This is a genomic window from Halomonas sp. ND22Bw (assembly GCF_003011945.1).
GTDB lineage: Bacteria > Pseudomonadota > Gammaproteobacteria > Pseudomonadales > Halomonadaceae > Halomonas > Halomonas halophila.
Genome location: NZ_PXWD01000012.1, coordinates 69,102 through 84,053, shown reverse-complemented (window position 1 = coordinate 84,053; position 14,952 = coordinate 69,102). Strand labels below are relative to the sequence as shown.

The window sequence follows — 14,952 nt, the reverse complement described above, 5'->3', positions numbered from 1 at the left end:
CGGATTCACCACCCTCGCCGCCTTCACCGCCGTGATGGCCGGATTCACCACCCTCGCCACCTTCGCCGCCGTGATGGCCGGATTCGCCACCCTCGCCGCCTTCACCGCCGTGATGGCCGGATTCACCACCCTCGCCACCTTCGCCGCCGTGATGGCCGTATTCGCCACCTTCTCCGCCTTCATCGCCATGGTCGGCGTGTGCCAGCATCGGCTGGTCGGGGCCTTGGGTGAACGCCGCCGAAGCATCGGGCTCCGCCCCGCTGGCGGTGCCGGCCCCCAGCAGGACGGTGGTACCAACGCCGACCCAGAGCTTGGTTCGAGTAGAGTGAGACATGGACGCTTCCTTTTGATGTTGTGATTGCCGGGACACGCGGCCCTGAGGCCGACTCAAGCGGCCATAGGGTGCTACCTCGGGAAGTGTAATGCAAACGATTCACAGTCGTTTATAATCCGCGACACATCCTCAGCTCCCGGAGCAGCGACCGTGATCCTCTGCATCGACCAGGCCATCCCTTCCGAGCTGCTGTCCCGCGTGCGCACCACGCTGGCCGGCAGCGAATTCCGCGACGGACGCGAGACCGCCGGCTGGCACGCGCGCACGGTCAAGCAGAACGAACAGGCCGACGGACGTCGTCCCGACATCGCCGAGCTGCGCCAGGAGATCGCCAGAGTTCTCCAGGCCCATTCGCTGTTCCAGATGGCCGCCCGCCCGAAGCGCATCAAGCCGCTGATGTTCAGCCGCTACCAGCCGGGCATGTCCTACGGCAACCACGTCGATGATGCGGTGATGGCCACGCCCCAGGGCGCCATGCGCACCGATCTGTCGTTCACGCTGTTCCTCAACGATCCGGACAGCTATGACGGCGGCGAGCTGCTGATGGACACCACCGCCGGCGAGCAGACCTACAAGCTGCCGGCCGGCGGACTGATCCTCTATCCCTCCTCGACCCTGCATCGCGTCGAACCGGTCACCCGCGGCGAGCGCCTTGCCGCGGTGGGCTGGGCCCAGAGCCAGGTCCGCGACCCGCAGCAGCGCGAGATCCTCTTCGACCTGGATACCACTCGCCGCCAGGAGTTCGACGCCAACGGCAAGACCCGGACCTTCGACATGCTGTCCAAGAGCCTGGCGAACCTGCTGAGAATGTGGGCGGAGGTGTAGTCGACCGCCTCAGCCTCGCCGCACCTCCCGCGGCGAGGCGCCGAAGTGCTGGCGAAAGGCCCGCGAGAAGCTGGAACTCGAGGTGAAGCCGCAGGCCAGGGCCACGCCGAGCACCTCGAGGTCCGTTTCCTCCAGCAGCTGACGCGCCCGGGCCAGGCGCAGCGCCAGGTACCAGTCACGGGGCGAGCGTCCCAGCTCGCGCTCGAACAGCCGCTGCAGCTGTCGTAGCGAGACGCCGCTGCGCCTCGCCACGTCCTCCAGCGTCAGCGGCGTTTCCAGATGGCGCTCCATCAGTTCGACGGCCTCCGCCAGCCGCGGGCTGTGCGTGGCCAGGCGTCGCGCCTGGGTCATGCGCTGCGAGTCGTGACGGGTGCGCATGCGCTCGTGAATCAGCTGTTCGGACACGTCGACCGCCAGCCGCTGCCCGTGACGCCGGGCGATCACGTCCAGCGCCATGTCCATGGCCGCCGCCCCTCCGGCACAGGAGAAGCGCCGCTCGCCCAGCTCGAACAGTTCGTCGGAGGTCTCGATGGCCGGGAAGCGCTCGCGGAAGGCCGGCAGGCTCTCCCAGTGCAGGGTCACACGCTCTCCCTCCAGCAGCCCCGCCGCGGCCAGCAGGAAACCGCCGGTGTCGAGCCCGCCCAATGCGCAGCCGGCGCCATCGAGGCGATGCAGCCAGCGCATCAGCCCACGGCTCAGGTAACGCTCGGGATCGAAACCGCTGCAGACCGCCAGCGACGCGGGATGATAACGCGCCTCGATGTCCTGATCGGCCAGCAGCGTCATGCCGTTGGAAGCCGTGACCGGGCCGCCGTCCTCGCTGATCAGCGTCCACTCGAACAGCGGCCGACCGCTGATGCGGTTGGCGATGCGCAGCGGCTCCACGGCCGAGAAGAAGGCCATCATCGAGAAACGGGGCAGCAGGAGGAACCCGATCGGCTCGGGCAGCGGGCCGGCATAGTCGAGGCGCATGGCAGCGGATGTACGGCAAGGAAAGGGCCGACATGATGACCGGCCCCAGGTGAAGGAACAAGCCTGCCGGGCGGTCACCGCTCGACATTGCATCCCCGGGCGCCGGCCCTACAATCGTGATGTCCCCTACCCCGCTGCCGCCACGAGGCCCATGAGACTGACGCCCGACGTCCCCGCCCCGGAGCGGATCGACTTCCTGCTGCTGCCGCGCTTCGCCATGGTGGCGTTCTTCTCGGCGATCGAACCGCTGCGCATCGCCAATCGCATCCAGGGCGAGACGCTGTTCGAGTGGCGGCTGATCGGCCGCGACGGAGAGCCGGTGGTCGCCTCCAACGGCATGACCCTGGCGGTCGATCACGCCCTGGACGAGGCCCCGCTCGCGCCCAGCCTGGCGGTGTGCGCCAGCTTCGAGCCGGAAGCCACCATCGACCAGACGCTGGTCGACTGGCTGCGCAAGCGCGCCGCGGCGGGCTGCCGGCTGGGCGGCATGGACACAGGCTGCTTCGTGCTGGCCGCCGCCGGCCTGCTCGACGACCAGACGGTGACGCTGCACTGGGAATCGCTGCCCGAGTTCCGTGCCCGCTTTCCCGGCATCGACGCGGTGGAGTCGCTCTACGAGGTGACGCCGGAGGGCTTCTCCTGCGCCGGCGGCAGCTCGTCCATCGACATGAGCCTCGATCTGATCCGGCGACGCCACGGCCGCGAGCTGGCCGAGCGGGTCCGCGACCAGCTGGTGCACGACCAGGGCCGCGGCCCGGCCAGCCGACAGCGTGACCCTGCCGCCCCCGAGGATCCGACACTCCACCGCGCCCTCGCCCTGATGGACGCCAACCTGGAGTCCCCGTTGGAGATTCGCCGACTGGCCGAGGAGCTCGACCTCTCCTGGCGGCGGCTGGATCGGCTGTTCGCCCGTCATCTGGGCACATCGCCGCAGCGAGCCTACCTGGCCCGCCGTCTGGACCATGCCCGACGCCTGCTGCAGGAGACCCGGCACACGGTGATGGATGTCGCCCTGGCCTGCGGCTTCGCCTCCGCCTCCAGCTTCACCCGCGCCTTCCGCCAACGGCATGGCATGACGCCCAGCGAGCTTCGACAGCGACACTGAGTCCCGATGACCGAACTCCCACGACCTCGGGCGCGTTGACAGGCAGACGCCTCGACGGTTTCACTTGAAACCAAATGACCCGAGAGACGAGGAGCCTTCCCCATGACCGATGCCTGGCAGCAGTACCGCAGCGCCCCACCCTTCGGCACCCGCGTCGCACCCGCCGTCGATCTGCCCGAGCACGGACACCTGAGCCTGACCGTGGAGAGCGAGCGCGGCCGCTTTCCGCTGCTGGTGGTGCGCCTCGCCGATGCTGCCCTGGTCGCCTATGTCAACGCCTGCCCGCACCAGTACCTGCCCCTCGACCAGCGCGGCCAGCGGCTGCTCAGCGACGACGGCGAGACGCTGCGCTGCACCAACCACGACGCCGCCTTCGCCACCCGCACCGGCGAGGGCGTGGGCGGTCTGGGAATGGGCTGCGCCCTGGACCCGGTACCGGTGCATGTGGAGGACGACTGGCTGGTCATCGGCAACGTTTCGTAGAACGCCTCGCCTAGCTGTCGAATCGTGCACAGTCGGCGTCGAATCATGACGCTAGCCCACGGGACTGCGCTGGCATCCTGAGCCGCAACATCCATCGCTCGGGAGATCCCCCATGACCGACACCGCACTGCCCCTCACCCCCGACTACGACGCCTGGCCGATCGACGCCGACCTCGATGCCGTCTCCTTCACCGCGCGCCTGGTCACGGTGCGCTGGAGCGACGGCCGCGTCAGCCGCTATCACGGCATCTGGCTGCGCGAGAACGCCGCCGACGAGACCACCGTCAATCCCGCGACCCGCGAGCGCATCCTGGACCTCTCGGCCCTGCCGGCCTGGCCGGAGATCGAAGGCGCCGAGATCGATGCCGCCGGCGCGCTGTGCGTGACCTTCGCCCCCGAGGACCGCCGCCTGCGCTTCCACCCGGGCTGGCTGCGCGCCCACGACTACGACAACGCCGGCGATCCCGAGGCGCCGCTGGTCCCGGTGACCCTCTGGCACGGCGGCCCCGATGCCGGCCCCGACACCCTCGACGCCAGCGGCCTGCTCGACACCGCCCCCGCCAGCGAGGCCGAGGAGGGGATCCTCGCCCCGGCGCTCGAGAGCGTGCTCGGCAAGGGCCTGGTACGACTGCGCGGCCTGCCCACCGACCCCGGCTCGCTGGAGGCCATCGCCCATCGCATCGGCCCGATCCGCGATACCAATTTCGGCGGCCTGTTCAACGTCAAGGCCAAGCCGGACCCGGACTCCAACGCCTACACCTCCATCGCCCTGCCGCCCCACACCGACCTGCCGACCCGCGAGTACCATCCGGGCCTGCAGATGCTGCACTGCCTGGAAAACAGCGTGGAGGGCGGCCAGGCGGTGATGCTCGACGGCTTCGCGGTGGCCGAGGCACTGCGCGAGCGCGATCCCGACGCCTGGGAGACCCTGACCCGGGTGCGCTGGTGCTACGCCAACACCGCCAGGACCACCGACCATGTGTGGTTCGAGCCGATGATCCGCCTCGACGCCCGCGGCGAGCTGCTCGAGGTACGCATCGCCGACTTCCTGCGCGGCCCGCTGCAGACCGCCTTCGAGGACGTGGAGCCGGCCTACGAGGCGCTGATGGCGCTGCAGAGGCTGCTGCGCGACCCGGCCTTCGCCATTCGCTTCACCTACGCGCCCGGCGACCTGGTGATCTTCGACAACCGCCGCCTGCTGCACGCCCGCGACGCCTTCGAGGGCAGCACCGGCCATCGCTGGCTGCAGGGCTGCTACATGGAGCGCGACGAGATCCGCTCGCGCTATCGCATGGTGCAGCGCGCCCGCCGGCAGCGGCGCATCGGCGTCGAGGCCTGACCCGGGCCTCGTCTCCCTAACCGGGACCTCGGGCCGCCGTGTCCCTGGGCGCTTCCCCGAAACGTGCCCGATAGGCCCGGGAGAAGTGCGCAAGGTGGCTGAAACCGTTGGCCAGGGCGGCCTCGGTGACCGTGGCGTGGCTGGCCGAGAGCAATCGCTGCGCCCGGTCGAGCCGCATCCCCAGGTAGCACTGCTTGGGCGTCTCGCCGAAATGCGCCAGAAACAGCCGCGACAGCTGCCGCTGGGACTGACCCGCCAGGCGGCAGATCTCGGGGATGGGCAGTGCCTTGGCCAGGTTGGCTTCCATCACCGCCAGACTCTTCACCACGCTACGCGGCAGGTTCGCGTAGTGTGATGGCGTCACCTCGCCGATCGCGTCTCCATCCTCGCCCTCCCCGCCGTCTGCACCGCTCGAGGCATCGTGGCGGTCATGGACCAGCTGACGGCTCACTGCATCGGCCAGCGCCGGCCCGTAATCCCGGGCGATGCGATCCAGCATCATGTCGATCCCGGTAGTGCCGCCGGCGCCGGTCTGGCGCGTCGCATCCGATGAGAAGCGCCGCCGACTGATCCTGAGAGCAGGAAACTCGCGCCGGAAAGCCGGTACGCTCTCCCAGTGCATGGCCACGCGATGTCCCTCCAGCACTCCGGCCCGCGCCAGGATGAAGGGCGCCGTGTCCAGCCCACCCAGCCAGCCGCCATGCGCCGCGATCCGGCGCAGCACCGCACGGTCCTGGGCCATCACCGTGGCCTCCGCCTCGTAGGACGACACCACCATCAGGTGGGCATCGTCCGGCGCGTCGGCCAGCCGGCCATCCACCTCGATACACACGCCATTGCTGGCGACCACGCCCTCGCCATCCACCGAGCGCAGCCGCCAGGCGAACAGTTCCCGCCCGAAGCGATTGGCCACCCGCAGCGGCTCGAGCATGCAGAACAGCGTCAGCATCGAGAACTTGGGCAACAGCCAGACGTCCAGCGTCTGCTCGGCCTGCTCCGGCGACAGCAGTGGCGGTGAATCCGGCCGCGGGTAGGGCCAGACGGCGGAAACCTCCTCGCCTACGTCCAAAATCGTCAACCTTATGGCGAATTTTATCAAATACTACCGCTGAACCGACGTTAGGGTACAGGGGTGTCACGTCACCGGCGCCGCTGACCACGACCGCTCAAGCCCTGATCACCCGGAGATTCATCGCCATGACCTCAAGCGCCAAGGTAGCGCTGTCCGACGACGGCAAGCGCCTGATCCTCGACCTCGACGGACGTTCTCGCGAGCTCGCGGCCATGTGGCTGCGGGAGCGCTCGCCCGACGCCGAGACCCTGGATCCGGGCACCGGCCAGCGACTGATCGAGGCCGCCGAGCTGCCGCTCGACCTCACCCTGCTGCACGCCGAATGCGACGGCGACGCCCTGGCCCTGCGCTTCAGCGACGGTCATGCGACGCGTTTTCCGCTCGCCGCCGTGGTTGCCGATGACACCGGGCCGAGCGCTATCGTGCCGGGCCGCACCCTGTGGGACGCCGAGCTGTCTGGCCCGCCCCGAGCCGACTTCGCCGCCGCCGTCGCCGACGATGCCGCCCTGCTCGAGATGCTCGAGGGCCTGCACCGCTATGGCGTCGCCCTGGTGTCCGGCGTGCCTGCGGACGAACACGGCATGCAGGCGCTGATCGACCGCATCGGCCCGCTGCGTCGCACCAACTGGGGCGGCATCGCCGACGTCAAGTCGGTGGCCAACGCCTATGACCTGACCATGACCCAGCGCGGCCTGGAGCCGCACACCGACAACCCCTACCGCGATCCGATCCCCGGCTATATCTGGCTGCACTGCCTGACCAACGCTGCCGACGGGGGTGACAACACCCTGGTCGATGGCTACCGCGCCGCCCAGGTCCTGCGCGAACGCGACCCGGCGGCCTTCGACTGCCTGACCCGGGTGTCCCCGCGCTTCCGCTATCGCGACGAGAGCACCTGGCTGGAGAGCGAGGGTCCGCTGATCGAGCTGGACAGCCAGGGTCGGGTGAGCCGCGTGCGCTTCAACAACCGCACCGAGCAGGTCGACGCCCTGCCGGCCGATGAGCTCGAGCGCTACTACGCCGCACGTCACGCCTTCTATGCGCTGATCACCTCCGATGAGCTCACCGTGCACCTCAAGCTGGACCCGGGCCAGATGCTGATCATGGATAACTACCGCCTGTTCCACGGCCGCCGCGCCTTTGAACTGGCCGGCGGCGTGCGCCACCTGCGCCAGGGCTACGTCGATCGCGACAGCACCGCCAGCCGCCGGCTGACCCTGCGCCACCAGTTGACCGACATCACCACCCCCGAGGAGGTCGCATGAACCAGGCCCGTTTCCGCCACTTCGGCGAGGCCAACCGCGACGAATGGGCGCTGATCGACGACCGCTTCCGCGACTACGTCAACGACGCCCCCCGCCGCGTGCTCGAACACCTTCACCGCCTGGCCGGCGACACCCACGGCTATCCCGTGGATCGCTTCGAACACTGCCTACAGACCGCCACCCGCGCCCTGCGAGCCGGCGCCGATGAGGAAATGGTGGTCTGCGCCCTGCTGCACGACATCGGCGACGACCTGGCTCCGGCCAACCACGCCGAGATCGCCGCGGGCATCCTCGAGCCGTTCATCGATCCGCTCAACGCCTGGATGATCCGTCATCACGAGCTCTTCCAGGGCTATCACTACCGCCACTACTTCGGCCTGGATCGCCACGCCCGGGAACAGTTCAGGGACCATCCGGCCTATGAGCGCACGGTGCGCTTCTGTGACGACTGGGATCAGGCCAGCTTCGACCCCGACTACGACACCCTGCCGCTCGAGCACTTCGTGCCGATGGTGGAACGGGTGCTGACGCGCGCGCCCTTCGGCGGTCTGCCGCCCATCGTCGAGGAGGAACTCCGTTCATGAACTGTGCCCAGCACCTCATCGCCCTGCTCGAGGCCCACGGCGTCGACACCGCCTTCGGCATCCCCGGCGTGCATACCATCGAGCTGTATCGTGCCCTCGGCGACAGTGGCCTGAGCCACGTCACCCCGCGCCACGAACAGGGCGCCGGCTTCATGGCCGACGGCTACGCCCGTGCCAGCGGTCAGCCCGCGGCCTGCTTCATCATCTCAGGCCCCGGCATGACCAATATCGCCACCGCCATGGGCCAGGCCCTGGCCGACTCGGTGCCGATGCTGGTGATCTCCAGCGTCAACCAGCGCGCCACCCTGGGCCGCGGCCAGGGCCGGCTGCACGAGATGCCGCACCAGGGCGAGACCCTCGCCGGCGTCAGCGTGTTCAGCCACACCCTGCATGACCCGGCGGCGCTGCCCGAAGTGCTGGCCCGGGCCTTTGCGGTGTTCGCGAGCGCCCGACCGGGCCCGGTCCACATCGAGATTCCCCTCGACGTGATGACCGCGCCGGCCCCCGATACCGTGGCCACACCGACCTCGGTGTTTCCGCCGGCGCCGGCCCCCGCGGCACTGGCCAGGGCCGGAGACTGGCTGGTCGAGGCCAGGCGCCCGCTGGTGCTGCTCGGCGGCGGTACCACCGCCGTGCCGGAGCTCGCCCGGACCCTGGTCGATCGCCTCGATGCACCGGCCTTCACCACCATCAACGCCAAGGGCGTGCTCGGCCGCGACCATCCGCTCGATCTCGGCGCCACCCAGAGCCTGCCCGCGGCACGCCGACTGGCCGCGGAAGCCGACGTGGTGCTGGCAATCGGCACCGAACTCGGCGAGACCGACTACGACCTGGTGTTCGACGGGGGCTTCCGGCTCGGCGGTCGGCTGATCCGCATCGACATCGATCCGCAGCAGCTGGGCCGCAACCAGACCGCGGATCTCGCCCTGCTCGCCGAGGCCGGCCAGGCGATGCGCGGGCTGCTCGATGTCCTGCCGGATGCCGCGGACCGAGACGGGGCCGCTCGCGCCGAGGCCGTGCGCGAGGCCCTGGCGCTGGGCGCGGACCCGGAGCTCGCCCCCTATGTACCGCTCTACGCCACCCTGCGCGAGGCGTTGCCCGAGGCGATCGTGGCCGGCGATTCCACCGGCCCGGTCTACGCCGGTAACTTCCTGGCCGCGATGCCGGCGCCGAGGCGCTGGTTCAACGCCGCCACCGGCTTCGGCACCCTCGGCTACGGCCTGCCCGCCGCCCTGGGCGCTGCCGTGGCCAGGCCCGACCAGCCGGTGGTCGCCCTGGTCGGCGACGGCGGCCTGCAGTTCGTGCTCGGCGAACTCGGCACTGCCCGCGACCTGGGCCGGCCGGTGGCGCTGGTGATCTGGAACAACGACGGCTATGACGAGATCCGCCGCTACATGTCGATGAGCGAGGTGCCGCATCTCGGCGTCGACCTGGCCGCCCCGGACTTCCGCGCCCTGGCCGAGGCCTACGACTGCCGCCATGCCGGCGTCACCGACCCGGCGAGCCTGCACGACGCCCTGGGCCGGCTCTGCGAGGCGGAAAGCCCGCTGATCATCGAGGTCGATGCCACCGCCTGGTCGGCATCGCTCTGACCGCTTGGGAAAACTCTCACCTCGTGGCCGGCGGACACCGGCCCACGCCACAAGGAGACGTCCAGGAATGAAGACGCATACCAAGACCCTGACGCTGAGCCTGATCGCCGGCCTGACCCTGGCCGGCCCGGCACTGGCCGCCGACCGCGACGATCGCCTGCGCCTGGTCGTGCCGCCCTGGCCCGGCGTGACCGTGAAGAGCGAGATCATGGCCCAGCTCATCGAACCGCTGGGCTACACCACCGAGACCCTGGAAATCAGCTCGACGGTGGGCTACAGCACCCTGCAGAGCGGCGACAGCGATGCCTTCCTGGCCGGCTGGATGCCCGCCCAGCAGGAGAGCTACGACGCCGCCATGGAGGCCGACGCCATCGTCGACCTGGGCAACAACGTCAACGGTGCCCGCATGGGCTTCGCGGTACCCGACTACGTCTACCAGGCCGGCATCACCCGTGCCGAACAGCTCGCCGACCCGGAAGTCGCCGAACGCTTAGAGCGCACCATCTACAGCATCGAGAGCGGCTCCACGGTCACCGACATGATCGAGGGCGCCATCGACAGCAACACCCATGGGCTCGAAGACTGGAAGCTGATGGCCTCATCGACCCCGGGCATGCTCAGCGAGGTGAACGGCGCCGTCGAGCAGGAGCGCTGGATCCTGTTCTACGGCTGGACCCCGCACTGGATGGTGCCCGAATACGACGCCCGCATCCTCGACGACTCGGCGAACATCTTCGGCGCCGACGGCGGCCGCAGCGACGTCAAGACCATCGTCGCCAAGGACTATGCCGAGGCCAATCCCAACCTGACCCGGCTGCTCGATCAATTCGAACTCTCCGCCGACGAGCAGAGCGAATTCATCCTCGAATACAGCCTCAAGGAACGGGAGCTCGAGGACGTCGCCCATGAATGGCTGGTCGCCCATCCCCAGCGCGTGGCCAGCTTCCTCGAAGGCGTCACCACCCGCGACGGCGAGGATGCCCTGAGCGCCGTGGAGGGCAGCCTGTGAACACCGACCAGAACGAGCGCGAGATCCGCCGCGACCTGGCGGCCGCCTATCGGCTGATCGCCCTGGACGGCATGGACGACGGCATCTCCACCCACATCTCCGCGCGCCTGCCGGGCGAGCGCTTCCTGCTCAATGCCTTCGGGCTGCGCTTCGAGGAGGTCCGCGAGGACAACCTGGTGATCGTGAATGCCGACGGCGAGGTGCTCGACGACCCCACCGGCTTCGGCATCAATCCGGCCGGTTTCACCATCCACAGCGCCCTGCACGCGGCCCGTCCCGAGGTGGCCTGCGTGCTGCACACCCACACCGTGGCCGGGGTCGCGGTATCGAGCCTCGCCGAGGGACTGCTGCCGCTGAATCAGTGGGCGCTGCAGTTCCACGAGCGGCTCGCCTACCACGACTACGAGGGCATCGCCCTGGATCTCGACGAGCGCGAGCGCCTGGCCACCGACCTGGGCCCTCACTCGGCGATGATCCTGCGCCAGCACGGCCTGCTGACCTGCGGCACAAGCGTCGGTGAGGCCTTCCTGCGCATGCGCGATCTCGAGCGCAGCTGCCAGGCCCAGCTGGCCGCCCAGGCCACCGGCCGGCCGCTGCTCGAGGCATCGCCGGCCATGGCCGAGCACGTCGCCCGCCAGTACGAGGCCTGGGCCGAGAGTCCCGGCGGCACCGACCGGGCCTGGCAGGCCGAACGGCGCCGCCTGACCGGTGACGCCCTCCAGGCTCAAACGACCCGCTGACACGACAGAGCGAGACAACGATGCGTTATTCCCGACTGACCCAGCGGATCGCCGGTGAGGGCGCCGCCGCCTGGGACATCCACAACCGCGCCCTGGCCCGCCGGGCCGCCGGCGAGGACATCACCGTGCTGTCGGTGGGCGACCCGGACTTCGACACCCCGGCGCCGATCGTCGAGGGCGCCGTAGCCAGCCTGCGCGCCGGTGCCACCCACTACCCCGACGTGCAGGGCAAGCTGGCCCTGCGCGAGGCCATCGCCGAGCGCTACCGCAAGCGCGGCATGGACGTCACACCGGAGCACCTGATCGTGGTCGCCGGCGCCCAGTGCGGTCTCTACGCCGCCGCCCAGTGCCTGCTCGATCCGGACGACGAGGTGATCGTCCCCGAGCCGAGCTACGTCACCTACGAGGCGGTGCTGCAGTCCACCGGCGCGCGCATGGTGCATATCCCGCTGCGCGGCGACGCCGGCTTCCGCCTGGACGTGGCCGACCTGGAGGCGGCCATCACCCCGCGCACCAAGGCGATCCTGCTCAACAGTCCCCATAATCCCACTGGCCAGCTCATCGATGCCGCGGCCTGGGCCGACATCGCCGCGCTGTGCCGGCGCCACGACCTGTGGCTGATCTCCGACGAGGTCTACGCCGAGCTGATCTTCGAGGGCGATCACGTCTGCGCCGCGAGCCTGCCCGACATGGCCGAGCGCACCGTGGTGATCGACAGCCTCTCCAAGTCCCATGCCATGACCGGCTGGCGGCTGGGCTGGGTGCTGGGCCCGGAACCCCTGATCGAGCATCTGAGCCACCTCGCGCTGTGCATGCTCTACGGCTGCCCGGACTTCATCCAGAACGCCGCCCGCGACGCCCTGAGTGCCCCCCTGCCCGAGCTCGACGCCATGCGCGAGACCTACCGCGGCCGGCGCGACGCGGTGGTCGCTGCGCTCAGCGACTGTCCCTCGGTGAAGGTCATCACGCCCGCCGCCGGCATGTTCCTGATGATCGATATCCGTGCCACCGGGCTGTCGTCCCAGGCCTTCGCCGACCGCCTGCTCGACGAGCAGGGCGTCTCGGTGCTGTCCGGCGAGGCCTTCGGCCCCTCCGCCGCCGGTTTCGTGCGCCTGAGCCTCACCGTCGACGCGGCCCGTCTCGACGACGCCTGCCGCCGCCTGGCGCGCGTCGCCGAGCAGGCCCGTGCCGGCACCCTTTCCACCATCGAATGAGTCGCCTATGACGTCATCGCTACAAACTCCTTCCACTGACGCCTCGCACCGCCTGGCGGTGGAGGCCCGACACCTCGTCAAGCGCTACGGCGACCTCGAGGTGCTGCGCGACGTGTCTCTCGAGGTTCCCGAGGGCAGCGTCACCTCGATCATCGGCGCCAGCGGCTCGGGCAAGAGCACCCTGCTGCGCTGCCTCAACCTGCTGGAACGCCCCGACCAGGGCGATCTGGCGATTGCGGATGAGACGATTCGATTCGACCGCAATCCCCAGGGCGACATCGTCGGCCTCGACCGGCGCCAGCTGCAGCAGCTGCGCGCCAAGGTCAGCATGGTCTTCCAGCAGTTCAATCTCTGGCCCCACTTCACGGTGCTGGGCAACGTCACGGAGGCGCCGATGCGCGTGCAGGGCCTGTCGAAACGCCAGGCCATCGAGCGCGCCGAGTACTACCTGGAGCGCGTCGGCATGGCCGACAAGCGCGACGGCTACCCGGGGTTCCTGTCCGGCGGTCAGCAGCAGCGGGTCGCGATTGCCCGGGCACTGGCCATGGAGCCGCGCCTGCTGCTGTTCGACGAGCCCACCTCGGCGCTCGACCCGGAACGCGTCAGCGAGGTGCTCGGCGTGATCCGCGACCTGGCCGCCGAGGGTCGCACCATGGTGCTCGTGACCCACGAGATGGCCTTCGCCCGCGAAGTGTCCGACCAGGTGGTGTTCCTCGACCGCGGCTTCGTCGGCGAGGCCGGCTCGCCGCGCCAGGTCTTCGAGGAGAGCCAGGACCCGCGTTGCCGGCGCTTCACCGCCCCGGCGGCCTGACCGTCCGCCCCTTCCCTTCCGACACGACAATACCAAGGAGAACTGCATGAACCGTCCCCTGATGACCCTGACCGCCGCGGCCGCTCTCGGCCTGTCCGCCACCGCCCAGGCCGGCGAGCCGCTGAAGATCGGCATCTCCGCCGAGCCCTATCCGCCGTTCACCTACACCTCCTCCGAGGGCGAGTGGACCGGCTTCGAGGTCGAGCTGGGCATGGCCATCTGCGAGGCCATGGAACGTGACTGCGAGATCATGCCCACCGGCTGGAGCGGCATCATCCCCTCGCTCAAGGCCGGGCGTATCGACATGATCATGAACTCCATGTCGATCACCGCGGCCCGCCAGCGGGTCATCGACTTCAGCGAGCCCTACTACTTCACCCCGGGCGCCTTCGTGGCCGCCGAAGACCTGACGCTTGCCGGCCCGGACGACCTCGACGGCAAGGTGCTCGGCGTACAGGCCGCTACCACCAACGCGACCTACGCCCGCCGCGCCCTGCGCGACCAGGTCGGCGACATCCGCCTTTACGATCAGGCCGAACAGGTCAACCGCGACCTGCTGTCCGGCCGCCTGGACGTGATCCTGGCCGACAAGATCGCCATGACCGAACTCCTCGAGCGCGACGAGGCCGAGGGCTTCGAGATCAAGGCCACCGCGCCGCGCCACGAGGCCTACGGCGAGGGCGTCGGCATCGGCATCCGCCAGGACGACGACACCCTGGAGACCGACCTCAACGCCGCCATCGCCAAGGTGCGCGAGGACGGCACCTGCCGCGCCCTGTCCGAACAGTACTTCGACACCGACATCTGCACCTGATTCGTTCCTCGACGACGCTCGTCCGGCGGCCCTCACGGCCGCCGGCCCCGCCCTGTCTCATCAAGGACACGATTTCCCCATGAACCACGTTTCCCAAGAGGGGCTGCTCGACTGGGCCGGCCCGATCCTTCAGGGTGCGCTCACGACCCTCGAGATCGCCGTGCTGGCCTATGCCATCGGCCTGGTGCTGGGGCTGATCGGCGCCAGCGCCCGGCTCAGCCCCTGGGCACCGCTGCGCGGCCTGGCCACGGCCTACTCCACCGCGGTGCGGGCCGTTCCCGAGCTGTTGCTGATCATCCTGCTCTACTACGCCGGCTCCCAGGCGCTCACCGCCCTGACCAACGCCATGGGGCTGCCCGGCCAGGTCGCCATCAACGGCTTCGTCACCGCCGTGGGCGTGCTGGCCTTCGTCCAGGGCGCCTACATGACCGAGGTGATGCGCGGCGCCATCCAGGCGATACCCCGCGGTCAGCTCGAGGCCGCCGACGCCTTCGGCTTCTCCGCCTGGGACCGCTTTCACCGCATCGTCGTCCCGGCCATGCTGCCCCATGCCCTGCCCGGGATGTCCAACCTGTGGCTGATCCTGATCAAGGACACCGCGCTGATCAGCGTGATCGGCTTCAGCGAGCTGTTCTTCACCATCCAGCAGGCCGCCGCCAGCACCCGTGCGCACTTCCTGTTCTATGCCGCCGCCGGGGTCATCTACCTGGCCATGACGCTGAGCTCCACGGCGCTGTTCACGCGCCTCGAGCAGCGCGTGCGCCGCGGCCAGCCGACCGGCGAGGAGGCCTGA

General features: G+C 69.6%; 16 protein-coding genes. 14 read left to right on the top strand and 2 right to left on the bottom strand.

What is annotated here, in order from left to right:
• Window positions 1-358 (top strand): hypothetical protein (locus CVH10_RS25645; protein ID WP_219924708.1); only part of this gene is annotated, 358 nt, incomplete at its 5' end.
• Between the two features lie 126 nt (window positions 359-484).
• Complete coding sequence (locus tag CVH10_RS14375; protein ID WP_035598276.1) at window positions 485-1,159, top strand: Fe2+-dependent dioxygenase; 675 nt, start codon at window positions 485-487, stop codon at window positions 1,157-1,159.
• A gap of 9 nt (window positions 1,160-1,168) precedes the next feature.
• Here CVH10_RS14375 and CVH10_RS14370 read toward each other — a convergent pair whose 3' ends face one another.
• Window positions 1,169-2,131, bottom strand: coding sequence for a GlxA family transcriptional regulator (locus tag CVH10_RS14370; RefSeq protein ID WP_035598274.1), 963 nt, complete (start codon window positions 2,129-2,131; stop codon window positions 1,169-1,171).
• A 151-nt stretch (window positions 2,132-2,282) separates the two neighbouring features.
• On the opposite strand from CVH10_RS14370, the gene CVH10_RS14365 reads away from it, so the two are divergent.
• The 3 genes from CVH10_RS14365 to CVH10_RS14355 all read left to right on the top strand — a co-directional run bounded on the left by CVH10_RS14365 (window position 2,283) and on the right by CVH10_RS14355 (window position 5,058).
• Window positions 2,283-3,236, top strand: coding sequence for a GlxA family transcriptional regulator (locus CVH10_RS14365; protein ID WP_035598271.1), 954 nt, complete (start codon window positions 2,283-2,285; stop codon window positions 3,234-3,236).
• Window positions 3,237-3,338: 102 nt separating this feature from the next.
• Window positions 3,339-3,719: a Rieske 2Fe-2S domain-containing protein gene (locus CVH10_RS14360; RefSeq protein ID WP_035598269.1), complete on the top strand. Its 381-nt coding sequence runs from the start codon at window positions 3,339-3,341 to the stop codon at window positions 3,717-3,719.
• Window positions 3,720-3,831: 112 nt separating this feature from the next.
• On the top strand, window positions 3,832-5,058 hold the full coding sequence (locus CVH10_RS14355) for a TauD/TfdA family dioxygenase (RefSeq protein ID WP_106489043.1): 1,227 nt from the start codon (window positions 3,832-3,834) through the stop codon (window positions 5,056-5,058).
• Window positions 5,059-5,074: 16 nt separating this feature from the next.
• Here CVH10_RS14355 and CVH10_RS14350 read toward each other — a convergent pair whose 3' ends face one another.
• Entirely contained in the window at window positions 5,075-6,127 is a 1,053-nt protein-coding gene (locus CVH10_RS14350; protein WP_106489042.1) for a GlxA family transcriptional regulator, read from the bottom strand.
• Between the two features lie 128 nt (window positions 6,128-6,255).
• On the opposite strand from CVH10_RS14350, the gene CVH10_RS14345 reads away from it, so the two are divergent.
• The 9 genes from CVH10_RS14345 to CVH10_RS14305 all read left to right on the top strand — a co-directional run bounded on the left by CVH10_RS14345 (window position 6,256) and on the right by CVH10_RS14305 (window position 14,952).
• Complete coding sequence (locus tag CVH10_RS14345; RefSeq protein WP_106489041.1) at window positions 6,256-7,395, top strand: TauD/TfdA family dioxygenase; 1,140 nt, start codon at window positions 6,256-6,258, stop codon at window positions 7,393-7,395.
• Window positions 7,392-7,979, top strand: a complete 588-nt coding sequence (locus tag CVH10_RS14340) for an HD domain-containing protein (protein WP_106489040.1) — start codon at window positions 7,392-7,394, stop codon at window positions 7,977-7,979. The genes CVH10_RS14345 and CVH10_RS14340 overlap by 4 nt, the downstream gene beginning before the upstream one ends.
• Window positions 7,976-9,571 (top strand): 5-guanidino-2-oxopentanoate decarboxylase, encoded by a 1,596-nt coding sequence (locus tag CVH10_RS14335; RefSeq protein ID WP_106489039.1) that lies wholly within the window; start codon window positions 7,976-7,978, stop codon window positions 9,569-9,571. The genes CVH10_RS14340 and CVH10_RS14335 overlap by 4 nt, the downstream gene beginning before the upstream one ends.
• A gap of 67 nt (window positions 9,572-9,638) precedes the next feature.
• Window positions 9,639-10,580: an ABC transporter substrate-binding protein gene (locus CVH10_RS14330; protein WP_106489038.1), complete on the top strand. Its 942-nt coding sequence runs from the start codon at window positions 9,639-9,641 to the stop codon at window positions 10,578-10,580.
• Entirely contained in the window at window positions 10,577-11,320 is a 744-nt protein-coding gene (locus CVH10_RS14325) for a class II aldolase/adducin family protein (RefSeq protein WP_106489037.1), read from the top strand. The genes CVH10_RS14330 and CVH10_RS14325 overlap by 4 nt, the downstream gene beginning before the upstream one ends.
• Window positions 11,321-11,340: 20 nt before the next feature.
• A complete protein-coding gene (locus CVH10_RS14320) occupies window positions 11,341-12,534 on the top strand; it encodes a pyridoxal phosphate-dependent aminotransferase (protein WP_106489036.1) in 1,194 nt (397 codons plus the stop codon).
• A gap of 7 nt (window positions 12,535-12,541) precedes the next feature.
• Window positions 12,542-13,345, top strand: coding sequence for an ABC transporter ATP-binding protein (locus CVH10_RS14315; protein WP_106489035.1), 804 nt, complete (start codon window positions 12,542-12,544; stop codon window positions 13,343-13,345).
• Between the two features lie 46 nt (window positions 13,346-13,391).
• Window positions 13,392-14,159 (top strand): transporter substrate-binding domain-containing protein, encoded by a 768-nt coding sequence (locus tag CVH10_RS14310; RefSeq protein WP_106489034.1) that lies wholly within the window; start codon window positions 13,392-13,394, stop codon window positions 14,157-14,159.
• Window positions 14,160-14,238: 79 nt separating this feature from the next.
• The gene (locus tag CVH10_RS14305; protein WP_035598240.1) at window positions 14,239-14,952 is read left to right on the top strand and encodes an ABC transporter permease; all 714 of its coding nucleotides are present in this window, start codon (window positions 14,239-14,241) and stop codon (window positions 14,950-14,952) included.